This window comes from Kitasatospora sp. NPDC051170, from assembly GCF_044455705.1.
In the GTDB taxonomy this organism is placed as follows: domain Bacteria; phylum Actinomycetota; class Actinomycetes; order Streptomycetales; family Streptomycetaceae; genus Kitasatospora.
The window spans coordinates 479,810-495,135 of sequence record NZ_JBITFA010000001.1; the positions used below are offsets into that span (position 1 = coordinate 479,810).

The window sequence follows — 15,326 nt, forward strand, 5'->3', positions numbered from 1 at the left end:
TCGACGGGCGTGCGGGTCAGCCGAACTCGCGCAGGCGGGAGCGGACGCCGAGTGCGGTGAGGGCGAGGGCAGCCGCCAGGGCCGCCGCGCCCAAACCGGCGGTGACGGCGTCGAGGTCGTCGTCGGTGGCGGCGACCGCCGCGTCGAAGGCGCGCTGGTTGATCGCCTGGTTGTCGTCGAGGGCGGCGCTCAGCACGCCGAAGTCGGCGTTGGACTGGCCCGGGGTGAGGCCCGTGTCGAAGGTGACGGCCTCCTTGATCCTGCCCTGGGCGTTCAGCTCGCGGATGTGGCGGTCGTCGCGCTGGTAGCGCTGGAAGGCGTCGAGCACCCGCTCCGCGGCGTCCTGTTCGCCGGGGAAGGTGATGTTGCGCAGCTCGTCGCCCACGTATCCGCCGAAGCCCACCTGGCCGTGGTCGGCCCGGTGCCGGTCGGCCAGCGCGGCGAGCCTGTCGTCGTACGTGGCGAGGGTGGCGCCGTCGACCCGGGCGAAGGACTGGGTCTTGTCGAGGAAGGTCTGCTCGTAGGCGGCCGCCCGGGCGGGGTCGGTGAGGTAGCGGCTCTCGTCGGCGTTGAGGTCGTAGGCCACGGCACGTGCCCGGCCGAGGGCGATCACCGAGTCGAAGGAGTTGCTCTTGGCGACCACCAGCTGGTGGTCCGCCCGGGAGATCAGCGTCAGCGCGGTGACCAGCCCGGCGAGGGTGAGCACGGTGGTGACGGCCAGCGGCACGTTCACCAGTCGGCGGAACCGCACCGCGAGCAGGCGCTGAAGCGCCCCGAGGGCCGCCAGGGCGAGCAGCCCGGCTGCCAGGACGGTCCACCAGCCGCCGGCCAGGGCGTCGCGCTGGTCGGTGTACTCGCGCTGCACGACGGACGCGTTGGTCTTGGTGACCTCGTCGACGGCCGGCAGCAGGCGCTGGCGCAGCAGGTCGGTGGCCTGCCGGTAGGCCGTCAGGGCGTCCGCCGAGGGGCGGCCAGCCGGGGCGTGGGCTTGGTCCTCCAGCAGCTGGGCGCGGGCCACCAGGGCTTCGTACTGGCCGAGTTCGCCGATGACGGTCTGCACGGCCCGCTGGCCGGTCGCGTCTCCGGCGACCGCCTCGGTGACGCGCTGCAGGTCGGTGTCGGCCTGGCCGCGCCGCTGTTCGTAGGTGTCCAGGGCCTGCTTGCGCGGCGTCGTGTAGTCCGGGTCGGCGCCGAACAGCAGCAGGTTCGCCGCCTGGGCGTCCATGTCGTTGAGCGCGAAGTACAGGTCCGCCGAGCGCACCACCTGCGGGGCGGCGCTGTGGCCGATGACGTCCGTACCGTCCCGGGCGCCGCCCAGGACGACGCCGGTCGCGGTGCCGGCGGCGAGCAGGGCCGCCAGGCAGAGCCCGGTGAGCCCGCGCACCAGGCGCGGGGTGTTCCACCAGGCCCGGCTGCGCCAGGCGCGGCCGGGCCGGTGACGGGTGGCGCGCGGCTCGGGAACCGGTACGGCCGTCTCCGGTGGCGCCGACTCCGGCGCCGCCTCGTTCTCCATGACTGCCGTACCGCCCGACGTTCCCGATGGCATCGCCGCGCGCCCCCTCCCCTGTTTCTCACTGGCCGCCGAACCTTCCCCGGAGGAACCCGCCGGGGGTCGGGGTTCGGCAACGGTCCGCCGTCAGGCCCCACGCCCGGACGGCGAACCGTTTCCTCGCAGATGAGACTAGGTTCGGGCGGGTGCCCGTTCGTCTCCTCTGACGCTTCCTTGACGCCTGTGAGGGCCGTCTTGATGCGTCATTGGCGCCGGGGCGCTATGCGGGCTTGCGGCCGTGGTTCGCCTTCTTCCTGCGACGGGCCTTCTTCTTGCGGGCGCGCTTGGACATCGGGCTCTTCCCTGTCGATGAGTGGTTTCAGGCGGCCCGGCCGACCAGCTGGTCGGCGAGCCTGGCCAGGCGCTTCAGCGAGCGCTCCTCCTGGGCGACCGCGGCCGTCGGCGCGATGACGCCGCCGTCGAAGTAGGCGCCGTTGGCGACGACCGTCCCGGGCAGGCACAGGCGCACCACGGCCTCCGCACCCTCGGCCGCCGGGGCGCCGACCCGCCCGTACAGCGGCAGCAGCGCCGTGTCGCACAGGCCCGGGTTGAGGGAGACGGCGGTGATGCCGGAGCCGGCCGGGGCCATCTCGGCCGTCGCCATGGTCAGGGCCAGCTGCGACTGCGCGTACGCGGCGACCCGCGAGTACTTCTTCACCCGGTGCGGGTCCGCCCAGTTCATCGAGGCGGTGCGGTGCAGCGAGGAGGAGACGTTGACGATCCGCGCGTCCCCGGACGCCGAGAGCGGGGCGCGCAGCAGCTTCGCCAGCAGGTGCGCGGCGAGGAAGTTGACCTGGAGGGAGACTTCGTTGCCGTCCTCGGTGAGCGTGCAGCGCTCGGGCGCCACCACGGCGGCGTTGTTCACCAGCAGGTCCAGCGCCGGGTAGTGCTTGACGACGGTGCCCGCCAGTACGGCGACCTCGGTGAGTCGGGTGAAGTCGGCGGCCAGTTCCACGAGTTGGTCGCGCCGGGCGCCCGCGGCGACCAGGCGCTCGACGGCGTCCTCCGCCTCGGCGGTGGTACGGGCGTGCACCAGCACGGTCGCGCCGTGCCCGGCGAGCAGCCGGGCGGTCTCCCAGCCGATGCCGGAGGAGGCGCCGGTGACGAGGGCGGTGCGGGCGGACAGAACAGCGTCGGACATGACCCATCCAAGGGTGGAAAGGGCACCGACGGGGTGCGGGGGCGCGACGGCACGGAGCCGCACGCCTCCGGGGCCGCCGGTGCGCGAGTGAGGTGATGCGCGAGGTGATGCGAGAGGTGGTGCGAGAGGTGGTGCGATGAGAACGCTCGCCCGTCCCCCGCCCTCGGAGCCGATCGGGGTGGGGGACGGACGGCGGTGATCGGCACGGGCGACGGCGAACGGAGCCTGGCCCGTGCACGCGACCGGCGGGAAGGAGCTCGGTCCTACCGGACGGCGGTGGCGACCGCGACAGCGACGATCCGCGGCCGGCTATGCGGCGGGCGGTCGTGGTGGCGTGTCGAGCGGTGCATGTCCCTCATCCAAGCCCTCCCCCGAGGCCCGGGGCAAGCCGAACCGGCCGCCCTGACGAATCCCTGACGCCCGCCCGTGAACACGCGTTCGGCAGGTGTCAGGGAGCTGTCAAGGAAGCCGCGCCCCGCGCCAAGCCGCCGTCAAGAGGCGTACGTCTCGCGGGAATCCGGTGCTTCGCTGTGCCGCGTTCCCCGACGCTCCCCGAACCGCCGCCCTGTTCCCCGGGCGGCCCGGAAGGTTCCCCGAGACGATGCGCCGTTCGGCCCTCACCTCAACACCGGACACCACCCGCGACCAGCAGCAGAACTGGTTCCGCCGCCCGACGCCGACTCCCGCGACTCCCGCAACCCCCGCGCCCGAGCCGCCGCCCAGCCATCGGCCGTCCGCGCACCAGGGCCGCCGCCGGCTGATCACCCGCCGGCAGCTGGCCGAGGCGCTGCCCGCCGCCGTCCGCAAGCTCCATCCGCGCACGATGATGCGCAACCCGGTGATGCTGGTGGTGGAGACCGGCTCCGCGCTCACCACGATCAGCGCCGTCCTCCACCCCAGCGTGTTCGCCTGGGTGATCTCCTTCTGGCTCTGGCTGACCGTGCTGTTCGCCAACCTCGCCGAGGCCGTCGCCGAGGCGCGCGGAAAGGCGCAGGCCGATTCGCTGCGCGCCGCCCAGGCCGGGACGACGGCCCGGCGGCTGCTGCACTGGCGGGTCGGCACCCGGGACCACCGCCACGAGGTGCTCCCCGCCGAGGAGTTGATGCTGCACGACATCGTGCTGGTGCCGGCCGGGGAGGTGATCCCGCGCGACGGCGAGGTGGTGGAGGGTGTCGCGAGCGTCGACGAGTCGGCGATCACGGGCGAGTCCGCGCCCGTCATCCGCGAGTCCGGCGGCGACCGCACGGGCGTCACCGGCGGTACGAAGGTGCTCTCCGACCACCTGGTCGTCCGGATCACCTCCCGGCCCGGGCAGAGCTTCATCGACCGCATGATCAGCCTGGTCGAGGGCGCGAACCGGCAGAAGACCCCGAACGAGATCGCGCTGAACATCCTGCTCGCCTCGCTCACCATCGTCTTCCTGCTCTCCGTCGCCTCCCTCCAGCCGATGGCGATCTACGCGCACGCGCCGCAGACCACCATCGTGCTGGTCGCCCTGATGGTCGCGCTCATCCCCACCACGATCGGCGCCCTGCTCTCCGCCATCGGCATCGCGGGCATGGACCGGCTCGTCCAGCGCAACGTGGTCGCCCTCTCCGGCCGCGCCGTCGAGGCCGCCGGGGACGTCGACGTGCTGCTGCTCGACAAGACCGGCACCATCACCCACGGCAACCGCCGCGCCGTCGCCCTGCACCCGCTGCCCGGCGCGAGCGTCGAACAGCTCGCCGAGGCCGCCCAGTTGGCCTCCCTCGCGGACGAGACACCGGAGGGACGCTCACTCGTCGAACTGACGAACCGTCAGTACTGGGTGCCACCACGGGAGCCCGGCGAGCTCGGCACCCAGCAGCCCGTCCCCTTCACTGCGCACAGCCGGATGAGCGGCGTCGACCTCAGCTGGCCGGACGGCGTCACCTGCCTGATCCGCAAGGGCGCGGCCACCGCCGTCGCCCGCTGGGTGGTGGACAACGGCGGGCGGCTGCCCATGGAGGCCAAGCCGCTGGTCGACCGGATCGCCGAAGCCGGCGGCACCCCGCTGCTCGTCGCCGTCCACGACCGGTACGGGGCGCGGGCGCTCGGCGTCGTCGAGCTGAAGGACGTCGTCAAGGAGGGCATCGCCGAACGCTTCGCCGAACTGCGCCGGATGGGCATCCGCACGGTGATGGTCACCGGCGACAACCCGCTCACCGCCAAGGCGATCGCCGAGGAGGCCGGCGTCGACGACTTCCTCGCCGAGGCCACCCCCGAGGACAAACTCGCCCACCTGCGCCGCGAACAGGCCGCCGGGAACATGGTCGCCATGACCGGCGACGGCACCAACGACGCCCCCGCCCTCGCCCAGGCCGACGTCGGCGTCGCGATGAACTCCGGCACCCCGGCCGCCAAGGAGGCCGGGAACATGGTCGACCTGGACTCCAACCCGGCCAAGCTGATCGACATCATCCGCGTCGGCAAGCAACTCCTCATCACCCGAGGAGCGTTGACCACCTTCTCGATCACCAACGACGTCGCCAAGTTCTTCGCCATCATCCCCGCGATGTTCGCCGACGCCTACCCCGGCCTGCACCACCTCAACATCATGGGCCTGCACAGCCCCACCTCGGCCATCGCCTCCGCGATCATCTTCAACGCCCTGATCATCGTCGCCCTCATCCCCCTCGCCCTGCGCGGCGTGCGCTACCAGCCCGCCTCCGCCACCGACCTGCTCCGCCGCAACCTGCGGGTGTACGGGCTGGGCGGGCTGATCCTGCCCTTCCTCGGCATCAAGGCGATCGACCTGCTGATCCAGTTCGTCCCCGGCCTCGGGTAGCCGGGGGCGCCCTCGGAGGGAGGACGCCCCCGGCGCCACCCCTCCCGCCTCACCCGCCCCCGGGGCGCCACCACCGCCCCGACCCCTGATTCGCCCCACGGGATCCGGCCAACCCGCTGGCCTCGGGAAAGCCCGAGGTCATAACGTCTCTCCCGTGAGTATGGAAAGCACAGCCTGGATGCAGTTGCACAGCGTCATGAACGCACAGCAGGAGCGCCGGCCCTTCGCCCGCGCGACACTGCGGCGCATCGGCGCCTTCGCCCGACCGCACCGCCGCCGTATCCGGCAGTTCGTGGCGCTCAGCGTGGGCACCGCGCTGCTCGCCGTCGCCACACCGGTGCTCGCGGGGCGTGTCGTCGACGCCATCGTGTCCCACGGCGACCGGGGCACGGTCGTACGCCTCGCGCTGCTGATCGCCCTCATCGCGCTCGCCGAGGCGGCGTTCGGGATCCTGGGCCGCTGGCTGTCGTCGACGCTCGGCGAAGGGCTCATCCTGGATCTGCGCTCGGCGGTGTTCGATCACGTGCAGCGCATGCCGGTCGCGTTCTTCACGCGTACGCGTACGGGAGCGCTCGTCAGTCGCCTCAACAACGACGTGATCGGGGCGCAGCGTGCCTTCAGCAACACCCTCTCCGGAGTCGTCAGCAACCTGGTGACACTCGTCCTCACCCTCGCCGTCATGCTCACCCTTTCGTGGCAGATCACCCTGCTCGCACTGGTGCTGCTGCCGGTGTTCGTCGTCCCCGCGCGGCGGATGGGCAGCCGGATGGCGAAGCTCCAGCGCGAAGCCGCCGACCTCAACGCCTCGATGGGCACCCGGATGACCGAGCGGTTCTCGGCGCCGGGCGCCACCTTGGTCAAGCTCTTCGGGCGGCCCGGGGACGAGTCCGCCGAGTTCGCGGCGCGGGCCCGGCGGGTGCGGGACATCGGGGTGCGCACCGCGATGGCGCAGTCGGCGTTCATCACCGCCCTGACACTGGTCTCGGCCCTGGCGCTCGCGCTCGTCTACGGGCTCGGCGGCTGGTTCGCGCTGAGCGGCACTCTCCAGCCGGGCGCCGTGGTGTCCCTGGCACTGCTGCTGACCCGCCTGTACGCGCCGCTCACCTCGCTCGCGGGAGCGCGCGTCGAGGTCATGAGCGCCCTCGTCAGCTTCGAGCGTGTCTTCGAGGTGCTCGACCTCAAGCCGCTGATCGAGGAGAAGCCGGACGCCCGCGCCGTGCCGGAGGGGCCGGTCGCCGTGGAGTTCGAGGACGTCCGCTTCGGCTACCCGTCCGCCGACAAGGTCTCCCTGGCCTCGCTGGAGGAGGTCGCCGCGCTGGACACCCGCAGTGGCGCGGAGGTCCTGCACGGCGTCAGCTTCCATGCCGAACCCGGCCAGACCGTCGCCCTGGTCGGCTCGTCCGGCGCGGGAAAGTCCACCATCGCGCAACTGCTGCCACGGCTGTACGACACCGACGCGGGAGTCGTACGGATCGGCGGCGTCGACGTGCGCGACCTGAGCGCCACCTCGATGCGGGCGACCCTCGGCATGGTCACGCAGGACGGGCACCTCTTCCACGACTCCGTACGCGAGAACCTGCTGCTGGCCCGGCCCGAGGCCTCCGAGGACGACCTGTGGGACGTGCTGCGCCGGGCCCGCCTCGATGGCTTGGTGCGCTCCCTGCCCGACGGACTCGACACCGTGGTCGGCGAGCGCGGCTACCGGCTCTCCGGCGGCGAGCGCCAGCGCATGACCATCGCCCGGCTGCTCCTGGCCCGGCAGCGCGTCGTCATCCTCGACGAGGCCACGGCCCACCTGGACAACACCTCGGAAGCGGCCGTCCAGGAGGCCCTCACGGAGGCCCTGGAAGGGCGGACCGCCGTCGTCATCGCCCACCGGCTGTCGACGGTCCGGGCCGCCGACATGATCCTCGTCGTCGAAGCCGGACGGATCGTGGAACGCGGCACCCACGAGGAACTGCTCGCCGCAGAGGGGCGGTACGCCGAACTGCACCGCACCCAGTTCGCGAAGCACCCGCCCGCGACGAGCGCGCACGAGATCGCGGGCGTGGGCGAAGCGATGGCATAGGTCGGCGCGCCGGTTCCCGATCCGCACGTACCCTCGTCAGACCCCCGCTTGCGCCGCCGTGTGCACCAGCCGGTCGCACACCTGGCACACGGCCGGGCCGCCCTGCTGCCACCACCGGCAGGTGGGACGGACGGCGCACGGCGGAAGCGGGGTGCCCGGGGCGTCCGCGCCCGCTTCGCGCGCGGCGTCGGCCACCGCGTCGCCGAGCGAGCACCGCTCCTCCGCCCACTGACCGCAGGCCGCTCCGACGCAGGGCCCGGCGAAGCGGAACCGCACCTCCGGCGGGCGCAGGCCGGGCGCGGAGGCGCGGGCCGCGAAGTCGGCGTCCACCGTCAGCGGCGGGCGCAGCGCGGTAACCGTCCCGTCCGGCCGGACGATGCCGAGCAGCAGGTGGCCCGGGGCGCACAGGCTGCTCGGGCACGTCGTCCCGGCCCCGGCCGCCTCGGCGTCGGAATCGGCACCGGCACCGGCATCAACCGGGCCCACTACTCCTCCGGCGCCATGACGATCCCGATCGGGCCCGGCCGGTCGATCAGGGCGTCCACCGCGTCGCGGCCGGAGCCGGACCGGCCGGACGGCACCTCGCGCAGCGGCGGCGCGAGGTCGAGCTCCGCGACCTCGTCGAGGACGGCCCTGCGCACCGAGTCCCCGATCCGCGCCAGCACGGCGTCGGGCAGGTCGCCCTGGACGGTGACGCGCAGTCCTTGTCTGGTCATGGCCCTTCCTCTCCTCGGGGCAATGGGCCGGCCGCCGACGGCGCGCCGGTCCACCCCGACGCTGTCACCGGAGCCGGGGCCGGGCGACCGCTGCTCGCCGGTTGGAGTGAGCCGCACCGCCCTCGGCCCGCCGCCTGCTCGGTTCGGGCGTACCTCGGCGCGCCACCCCCCGAAGGTCCGCACACGCTGGACCGGGGACGGGAAGCCGCGCGCGGCGTCGACCGCGACGGCTGCCGCCCCCGGCCCACCACCGCACCGACGGGAGCACAGCATGACCCGGACCCCCGAACCCTTCGACGACACCGCGGGGACACCACCCCTGCCCGGCTGTGCCGAGGACCCGGCCGGCGCACTGAAGCGGATGTTCGTGGACCTGACCCAGGGCGTGCGGACGGCCCGCGGCCAGGACCCCGTCAAGCGGCCGGTGTTCCTCAAGCCGCACGGCGTCGCCCGGGCCACGCTCACCGTCGCCGAGGACCTGCCGGCCGACCTGCGCGTCGGGTTCCTGGAGAGCGCCCGCACCCGGGCCGGCGGCCTGACCGCGTGGGTACGGTTCTCCAGCGACACCGTGCCGGGCCTTCCCGACCTGAAGACCACCCTCGGCGTCGGCCTCAAGCTGTTCGACGTGCCCGGCCCGAAGCTGCTGGAGGGCTACACGGAGGCGGGCACCCAGGACCTGCTGCTGCAGAACCACGACGTGTTCTTCGTCGACACCGCCGAGGACATGTGCGAGTTCACCAAGGCCGGTATCGTCGACGGCGGTTACGACGCGTACCTGGACGCCCACCCGGTCACCCGTCAAGTCCTCGACGAGATGGCCAAGTTCGAACAGAGCGCGCTGACCGCCACCTACTGGGGCGTGCTCCCCTACGCCTTCGGACCGGACCGCTTCGTCAAGTACAAACTGGTGCCGGCCGGTTGCGCGCCGGGCGACCCGGCGGCGACGCCGCCCGACGAGGACCCCGCCTACCTCGGCGCCGACCTGGCCCACCGGCTCGCGGCCGGTCCGGCCTCCTTCGACCTGATGCTCCAGTTCCGCACCGACGACGAGACGATGCCGCTGGACAAGGCCACCGTGCGGTGGGAGGAGTCCGCGAGCACCCCCGTCAAGGTGGCCCGGCTGACCCTCCAGCAGCAGGACGTCACGGCCCGCGGCCAGGCCGGGTACGGCGAGAACCTCGCCCTCAACCCGTCGCACAGCCTCGCCGAGCACCGCCCGGTCGGCAGCATCTCCGAGGTCCGCAGGACGGTGTACCTGGCGTCGGCCGAGCAGCGCCGGGACGTCAACGGCGTCCCGACGGCCGAACCCGGCCCCGCTCGCCCGCAGATCACTCCGCCGGCGGGCCGCGACACCAGGATCGTCCGGGCCGCCGTGCACCCGGCCATCGGCGTGGCCCGGGTCGGTGACAGCAGGATGGCCGACTACGTCCTCGCCCCCGAGGTCGACGAGCCGGACCCGCTGCCCGCCGGGAGCTACAAGGACGCCACCGGCGCCCTGAAACGCCAGGCCGTCCGGTTCCGCGTCTACGGGTACAACGCCGCCGGCGAGCCGGTCGCCGAACTGACCGCCGACAACGCCGACCTGCGCTGGACCGTGCACGTCGCCAACACGAAGGCGGCCTGGTACCAGTTCCAGATCGCCCTGGACATCCCGGAGGCGGCGCAGGCCGACCCGAGCAACCTGCGCAACCCCAGGATCCCGGCCGACCAGCGCCACCTCCTGGTCATCGACCCCGGCCCCCGCTCCGTACGCGGCCGCAACCGCGGCGACCGGCCCGAGTACCGCTTCGACACCGGTGGCTTCATGGGCAAGCCGGTCTACCTCGGGGAGCTGCGCACCGACGGCGGCGGCCGGCTGGTCTTCCTCGGCGGCCACGGCGTCTCGGCCTCGGCGAACGGCACCCCCGCCGACACGTTCGCCAACAACGACGGCTGGTACGACGACACCTCCGACGGCCCGGTCACCGCCGAGGTGAACATCGACGGGCGGCGGATCCCCGTCGAGCCGGGCTGGGTGGTGACCGCGCCGCCCAACTACGCGCCCGAACTCACCTCGGTGCGCACGATGTACGACCTGGTGCGCGACTCCTTCTTCAGCGCCGGACTGATCGACGAACCGCAGCCGGTGTCCTTCACCCGCGACGTGCTGCCCGTACTGCGCCGGCTTTCCGGCCTGCAGTGGGTCAACAAGGGCCTGGCCACCCAGTTCGGCTTCGGCGGACGCGAGTTCCTCGCCGACCCGGCCGGAACCGCCCTGCTGGCGGACCCTTCGCCCGTCCACCAGGAGCTCCGCCGGCAGATCTGGCTCTCCATCCGCACCTACGACCGCGACGGCATCTCGCCGGTGCCCTGGCCGGCCGTCTACGGCGACGCGATGAACCTGCCGCCCCAGTCCGTGCGCCAGCACATGACGCTCTCCCCGCTGCAGTACCGCCTCCTTCAGCGCTGGGCCCGCGGGGACTTCGTCGACGACCATCCCCCGAAGACCCCGCCGCCCGGTTCCCTCGGCGGCGTCCCGCTCGCCCAGCAGCCCGAGACCCTCGACCGGGCGGCCCTGTCGTTCTGCCTCGCCGACGCCTTCCACCCCGGCTGCGAGCTGACCTGGCCGATGCGCCACACCACCCTGTACAGCGGCCCGTTCCGGATCCGGCACCGCGCCCCGCAGGCGCCTCCCCCGCCGTACTACGGCCAGACGCTCACCCCGGAGACCGCGCTCTCCCTCGACGGCCCGCTGCACGCCCAGGGGCCGGGCGACCTGACCCGGTGGATGGCCGTGCCGTGGCAGACCGACACGGCGAGCTGCCGGTCGGGCTACGAGTACAGCGTCTCCCTCGGCCTCGGCCCGTACGACCCGTACCTGCCCACCTTCTGGCCGGCCCGGGTGCCCAACCACGTGCTCGCCGAGGAGGAATACGACGTCCTGGTCGACACCTCCCGGCCGATGGCCGACCGCCTGGCCGCGTTCCGGAGCCGGCGGACCTGGCTGCGCTGGCTGCCCCGCGACTACGCGACCGCCATCAACGCGATGGTGCGGGACTTCGGCAAGCTCGGCGTGGTCGAGCGCCGCCCCGGCCCCACCGACGACCCCCGCCTCCCGGCGGAGGTCCTGGTGGAGTCCGAGGTGAGCTTCCCCGCCGAACCCGCGCCGCCGGCCGCGCGCAACCTGGTCACCGTGCACGTGGAGCGCGGCGCCGACCCGGTCCTGGGCGCCGCCGCCCTGGCCTCCGCCGTCACCATGGCGGACGCTCCCGACGAGGAGGTCTCGACCGGGTACATCGAGAAGGTCAAGCGCTTCCGGTCGCGCCGGTGAACCCCCGCCCGCCGCACCGCCCGCCGGCCCGTCCGCGCCCGTCCGGCCCCGTCGACGCCCTGGTGGCGGGCGGCGGTCCGGCGGGCGCCGTGGCGGCGCTCGTCCTGGCCCGGGCCGGCCACCGCGTCGAGCTGCTGGATGACGGCGGCCAAGGCCCGCCCCCGGACGGCCCCGTGTTCAAGATCGGCGAGTTCCTGCCGCCCGCCGCCCGGCCGCTGCTGAACGACCTCGGGCTGCTGGACGGCTTCCTGGCCGCCGGCCACCCCGCCTCCACCGGCACCTACGCCGCCTGGGGATCGGCGGCGCTGCACGGCCGCAGCCACCTCTTCGACCCGTACGGGCACGGCTGGCACCTCGACCGGCTCCGCTTCGACGCCTTCCTGCGGGACGCGGCCGTCGCGGCGGGCGCCGAACTCCGGCGGGCCACCGTCCTGGAGAGGCTCGGCGACCGCCTGACCCTCCGCGACCGGGACACCGGCACGGTCACGGAGCGGTCCGCCCGCTGGACGGTCGACGCCACCGGCCGACGCTGCGTCATCGGCCGGCGCCACGGCCACCGCCGACGGCAGGACCGGCTCGTCGCCGCGTACGCGGTGTTCCCGGACCGGCCCCGGCCCCGGTCGCGGCCGGAGGACGTCGAGGCCCGCACCCTGGTGGAGGCGACCCCGCACGGCTGGTGGTACACCACCCGCGTCCCGGCCGGGCGCCTGGTCGCCCACCTGACCGACGCCGACCTCGCCACCCCCTCCCTGCGCACCCCGCAGGGCTTCTGGTCCGCACTCAGCCGCACCGTCCACGTCCGGCGCCGCCTGGCCGGGCACGATCCGGAAGCAACTCCCCTGCCACGCTGGGCTCCTGCCCACGGTCTGCGGCTCACCCCGGCGGCCGGCCCCGGCTGGGTGGCGGCCGGGGACGCCGCCCTCGCCTTCGACCCGCTCTCCTCGCAGGGCATCCTCACCGCACTGCACACGGGTGCCCGGGCCGGACGGACCGTGGCCGACTGCCTCGTCGGCCCGGGGCGGACCGGCGCCGCACTCGCCGACTACACAGCGTTCCTGGACGGGATCGCGGCGGCCTACCGGAGCAACCATGCGCAGGCATACGACCAGGAGCGGCGTTGGCCCCTGAGCCCGTTCTGGCGCCGCCGCCGAACGGCGGACAGCCCTCGACCGGCATAGCCGAAAGAACCGGAACGTCTACGCTCACCGGTGCCACTCCTCGGCCAACTGCCCGAGCACCACCTCGTCCGCGAACTCCCCGCACACCCAGGCCGAACGACGCAGCGTCCCCTCGACGGTGAAACCCGCCGTGAGCGCCGCCCGGACCATCGGCACGTTGTCGGCCAGCGTCTCCACCTGCAGCCGGTGCAACCCGAGCACCACGAACCCGTACCGGCCGAGCACCCGAAGCACATCCGCCGCAAGCCCCCGCCCCCGATACCCCGGCCGCAGCGCGATGCCCACGTGCCCGACCCGGTTGTGGCCGTCGATCCCCCACAGCAGCGCCTCCCCGGCCAACTCACCCGAGGCCGCCTCCACCACCGAGAAGCACGCGGCATCGTCGGACGGCCCCGACACCACGTACGGCGACTGCGCCGACCCCGGCGGAATCGGCCGCCAGGGCCGCGTGTCGGCCCGCGAGCGGGTCGCGACGTCGTCGTACAACTCGGCCTGCAGCACGGGGACATCGCCCTCGTGCCGGGCCCGGAGGGTGATCTGAGCGCCATGTAGCATGTCACATTTCTATAGCCTCGAACGTGGCCCCCGACACCGAATTTCCATCGCACGCCTGCCCAGCCGCCACCGACACCGTCATCGACCGGTCCGGTCCGGTCCGGTCCAGGTTCTCGTACGCGGCCCAGGCGTTCAGCAGCGGCGGCACCACCGAGCGGCGTCCGGTCGCACGGGCGGAGCCATGGAGTACGGCCGAACGGATCTCCGCCGGGGAGACCCGGGGGAAGCAGGACAGCAGGAGGGCGAGGGTTCCGGTGACGAAGGGAACAGCCACGCTGGTGCCCGTGAGCAGGAGCGGGCGTTCGGCGGGGTTCAGCTGGACCACGGCCCGTCCCGGCGCTCCGACGCCTCGGATGCCGATGGATCCGCCGAGATCGGACAGACCGGCACACCCCGGAGCCGCCGGTCTGAAAGCCGTACTGCGCGCCTACGAGCGCGAGCGCCGACGCAGCGCGCAACGCGTCGCGTTCGGCGCCCGGAACCTGCACCGCTTCGTCTCCACCGAGCGCACCTGGCTCCGCGACTCGGTGGCCCGTCTGCTGCCGGGTTGACGTGAGTGGGCAGCGGATCACCAGCGGCGGGAGGACCCGGCACCACCGACGGTGCCGGGTCCTCTCCGCGGTCGGCGCCCGGCCGGTTCAGGGGGTGTCGTAGGTCAGGGTGTAGGAGGCGGAGCCGGTGACGGAGCGGACCCGGTAGGTGTAGTAGCCCTCGGCACCGTCGTACGACAGCCCGCCGTCGGCGCCGCTGGTGGCCACGGCCTGCCAGGTGCTTCCGTCCCACCTCATCAGGTCCAGCGCGACCTGGGCGCCGGCGGGCGCGGCCAGGCACGCGCGGTGCGTGCCTGCCCCGGAGTGGAGGCTGCCGCCGCCGGGCTCGTAGGCGGCGCCGCCGCTGGTGAGGCTTCCCGTGCGGGTGTTCGCCCGGGCGGCGCAGCCGGGGGCGGGGCCGCTGATCCTGGAGCCGATGGCGCGGTCCATGACGGCCAGGCTGGGGAGGTTGAACGGCTTGTCGAGGCTGCGCATCAAGGAGTCCGAGGAGGGCCGGTAGATGCCGTACTCGTACTGGCTTCCGCCGCGGTAGGCGCCGATCACCCCGCCGTCGGGGGTGGAACGGCCGAGGTAGGAGGCCCATTTGACGCCGCGCGGGTTCCTGGTGACGTTGGGTTCGGTCGGCTCGGCGCCGGTGTAGGTGGTACCCGGTGTGAAGTACTCGTCGGCCAGGCCGCCGACCGAGTGGCCGAGTTCGTGGATGGCGATGCGTCCCGACCGGGGGTCACCGCCGGACACGGTGGAGAGGCTGGGGTAGCCGGCACCGCCGTACTTGGTGGTGTTGCCGACGGCGACGATGGCGTCCGCGCGAGGGGCCTGCGCGGCGTACGCCTTGGCCTTGGACTCGTCGAGGCACAGCAGGCGCTCGACGCCGCCGCAGAAGAAGTACATCCCGAGCGCGGTGTCCCGAGTGATGCCCTGGGTGGGGTCGTTGCTGACGCCGGACTCGTTCGAGACGACGTTGACCAGCCAGACGTTGATCGAGCCGGCGTACTTGCGCCACGGATCGGTGGCGGATATCTCGGCCCACTTCTCCTCGGCGTGCCGGCGCAGCAGGCCCATCTCGGCGGCGGTGTAGCCGTCTCCGAGGATGACCATGTTGAAGCGGGAGTCGGCCGGTCCGGTCTCCTGGAGGGCGACGACGCTGGTGGCTGCGGCGGCCCGAAGGTCCTGGCTCTTCGGGGCGACCTTCGGCTCGACCGGCATGCGGACCTTGCTGATCGTGCCGTCGGCGGAGAAGACCTCTCGCCATTCCGACGGGGTGGCGGGTGCCGCGTTGCCTGCGGGGGCCGCGACGAGAACTGCCGCCAGTACGGCGGCCGCGGAGAGCAGAGCGGACACTTTTCGACGCATGAGCGTCTCCTTGTGACGTCAGGCCGGCGGCTGCGCGACTGCGTCGGCGGGCCGGTCCAAGTGGGGGTGCTGTGCGCGGAGTTGAGCGGGCAGGGCCGA

At 73.4% G+C, this 15,326-nt stretch carries 13 protein-coding genes; 5 read left to right on the plus strand and 8 right to left on the minus strand.

Annotated elements, in window-relative coordinates:
* Positions 1-16: 16 nt before the first annotated feature.
* From ACIBCA_RS02170 to ACIBCA_RS02180, 3 genes are all read right to left on the minus strand, one after another.
* Positions 17-1,513, minus strand: coding sequence for a hypothetical protein (locus ACIBCA_RS02170; RefSeq protein WP_396280869.1), 1,497 nt, complete (start codon positions 1,511-1,513; stop codon positions 17-19).
* Positions 1,514-1,769: 256 nt separating this feature from the next.
* Complete coding sequence (locus ACIBCA_RS02175) at positions 1,770-1,841, minus strand: 50S ribosomal protein bL37 (protein ID WP_396281227.1); 72 nt, start codon at positions 1,839-1,841, stop codon at positions 1,770-1,772.
* Between the two features lie 27 nt (positions 1,842-1,868).
* The gene (locus tag ACIBCA_RS02180) at positions 1,869-2,690 is read right to left on the minus strand and encodes an SDR family NAD(P)-dependent oxidoreductase (protein WP_396280870.1); all 822 of its coding nucleotides are present in this window, start codon (positions 2,688-2,690) and stop codon (positions 1,869-1,871) included.
* A 601-nt stretch (positions 2,691-3,291) separates the two neighbouring features.
* On the opposite strand from ACIBCA_RS02180, the gene kdpB reads away from it, so the two are divergent.
* Together kdpB and ACIBCA_RS02190 are read left to right on the plus strand one after the other, a co-directional pair.
* The gene (gene kdpB / locus ACIBCA_RS02185; RefSeq protein ID WP_396280871.1) at positions 3,292-5,496 is read left to right on the plus strand and encodes a potassium-transporting ATPase subunit KdpB; all 2,205 of its coding nucleotides are present in this window, start codon (positions 3,292-3,294) and stop codon (positions 5,494-5,496) included.
* 160 nt (positions 5,497-5,656) lie between these two features.
* Positions 5,657-7,564: an ABC transporter ATP-binding protein gene (locus ACIBCA_RS02190; RefSeq protein WP_396281228.1), complete on the plus strand. Its 1,908-nt coding sequence runs from the start codon at positions 5,657-5,659 to the stop codon at positions 7,562-7,564.
* 36 nt (positions 7,565-7,600) lie between these two features.
* Here ACIBCA_RS02190 and ACIBCA_RS02195 read toward each other — a convergent pair whose 3' ends face one another.
* A complete protein-coding gene (locus ACIBCA_RS02195) occupies positions 7,601-8,050 on the minus strand; it encodes a hypothetical protein (RefSeq protein WP_396280872.1) in 450 nt (149 codons plus the stop codon).
* Positions 8,050-8,280: a hypothetical protein gene (locus ACIBCA_RS02200; RefSeq protein ID WP_396280873.1), complete on the minus strand. Its 231-nt coding sequence runs from the start codon at positions 8,278-8,280 to the stop codon at positions 8,050-8,052. The genes ACIBCA_RS02195 and ACIBCA_RS02200 overlap by 1 nt, the downstream gene beginning before the upstream one ends.
* Before the next feature lie 271 nt (positions 8,281-8,551).
* Here ACIBCA_RS02200 and ACIBCA_RS02205 point away from each other — a divergent pair, with 271 nt between their 5' ends.
* The gene (locus ACIBCA_RS02205; RefSeq protein WP_396280874.1) at positions 8,552-11,590 is read left to right on the plus strand and encodes a LodA/GoxA family CTQ-dependent oxidase; all 3,039 of its coding nucleotides are present in this window, start codon (positions 8,552-8,554) and stop codon (positions 11,588-11,590) included.
* Positions 11,587-12,768, plus strand: a complete 1,182-nt coding sequence (locus tag ACIBCA_RS02210; protein WP_396280875.1) for an FAD-dependent monooxygenase — start codon at positions 11,587-11,589, stop codon at positions 12,766-12,768. The genes ACIBCA_RS02205 and ACIBCA_RS02210 overlap by 4 nt, the downstream gene beginning before the upstream one ends.
* A gap of 24 nt (positions 12,769-12,792) precedes the next feature.
* On the opposite strand, the gene ACIBCA_RS02215 is transcribed toward ACIBCA_RS02210, so the two are convergent.
* Together ACIBCA_RS02215 and ACIBCA_RS02220 are read right to left on the minus strand one after the other, a co-directional pair.
* A complete protein-coding gene (locus ACIBCA_RS02215; protein ID WP_396280876.1) occupies positions 12,793-13,323 on the minus strand; it encodes a GNAT family N-acetyltransferase in 531 nt (176 codons plus the stop codon).
* A 1-nt stretch (position 13,324) separates the two neighbouring features.
* On the minus strand, positions 13,325-13,648 hold the full coding sequence (locus tag ACIBCA_RS02220; RefSeq protein ID WP_396280877.1) for a S8 family serine peptidase: 324 nt from the start codon (positions 13,646-13,648) through the stop codon (positions 13,325-13,327).
* Positions 13,649-13,682: 34 nt separating this feature from the next.
* On the opposite strand from ACIBCA_RS02220, the gene ACIBCA_RS02225 reads away from it, so the two are divergent.
* A complete protein-coding gene (locus ACIBCA_RS02225) occupies positions 13,683-13,874 on the plus strand; it encodes a hypothetical protein (protein WP_396280878.1) in 192 nt (63 codons plus the stop codon).
* An 87-nt stretch (positions 13,875-13,961) separates the two neighbouring features.
* On the opposite strand, the gene ACIBCA_RS02230 is transcribed toward ACIBCA_RS02225, so the two are convergent.
* Entirely contained in the window at positions 13,962-15,227 is a 1,266-nt protein-coding gene (locus tag ACIBCA_RS02230; protein WP_396280879.1) for a M64 family metallopeptidase, read from the minus strand.
* Positions 15,228-15,326 lie beyond the last annotated feature (99 nt).

Bases quoted from the DNA above. Each gene is read 5' to 3' on its own strand.
- ACIBCA_RS02170 (WP_396280869.1), bottom strand. From the start codon at position 1,513: ATGGAGAACGAGGCGGCGCCGGAGTCGGCGCCACCGGAGACGGCCGTA.
- ACIBCA_RS02180 (WP_396280870.1), bottom strand. From the start codon at position 2,690: ATGTCCGACGCTGTTCTGTCCGCCCGCACCGCCCTCGTCACCGGCGCC.
- kdpB (WP_396280871.1), top strand. From the start codon at position 3,292: ATGCGCCGTTCGGCCCTCACCTCAACACCGGACACCACCCGCGACCAG.
- ACIBCA_RS02190 (WP_396281228.1), top strand. From the start codon at position 5,657: ATGGAAAGCACAGCCTGGATGCAGTTGCACAGCGTCATGAACGCACAG.
- ACIBCA_RS02200 (WP_396280873.1), bottom strand. From the start codon at position 8,280: ATGACCAGACAAGGACTGCGCGTCACCGTCCAGGGCGACCTGCCCGAC.
- ACIBCA_RS02205 (WP_396280874.1), top strand. From the start codon at position 8,552: ATGACCCGGACCCCCGAACCCTTCGACGACACCGCGGGGACACCACCC.
- ACIBCA_RS02215 (WP_396280876.1), bottom strand. From the start codon at position 13,323: ATGCTACATGGCGCTCAGATCACCCTCCGGGCCCGGCACGAGGGCGAT.
- ACIBCA_RS02225 (WP_396280878.1), top strand. From the start codon at position 13,683: ATGGATCCGCCGAGATCGGACAGACCGGCACACCCCGGAGCCGCCGGT.
- ACIBCA_RS02230 (WP_396280879.1), bottom strand. From the start codon at position 15,227: ATGCGTCGAAAAGTGTCCGCTCTGCTCTCCGCGGCCGCCGTACTGGCG.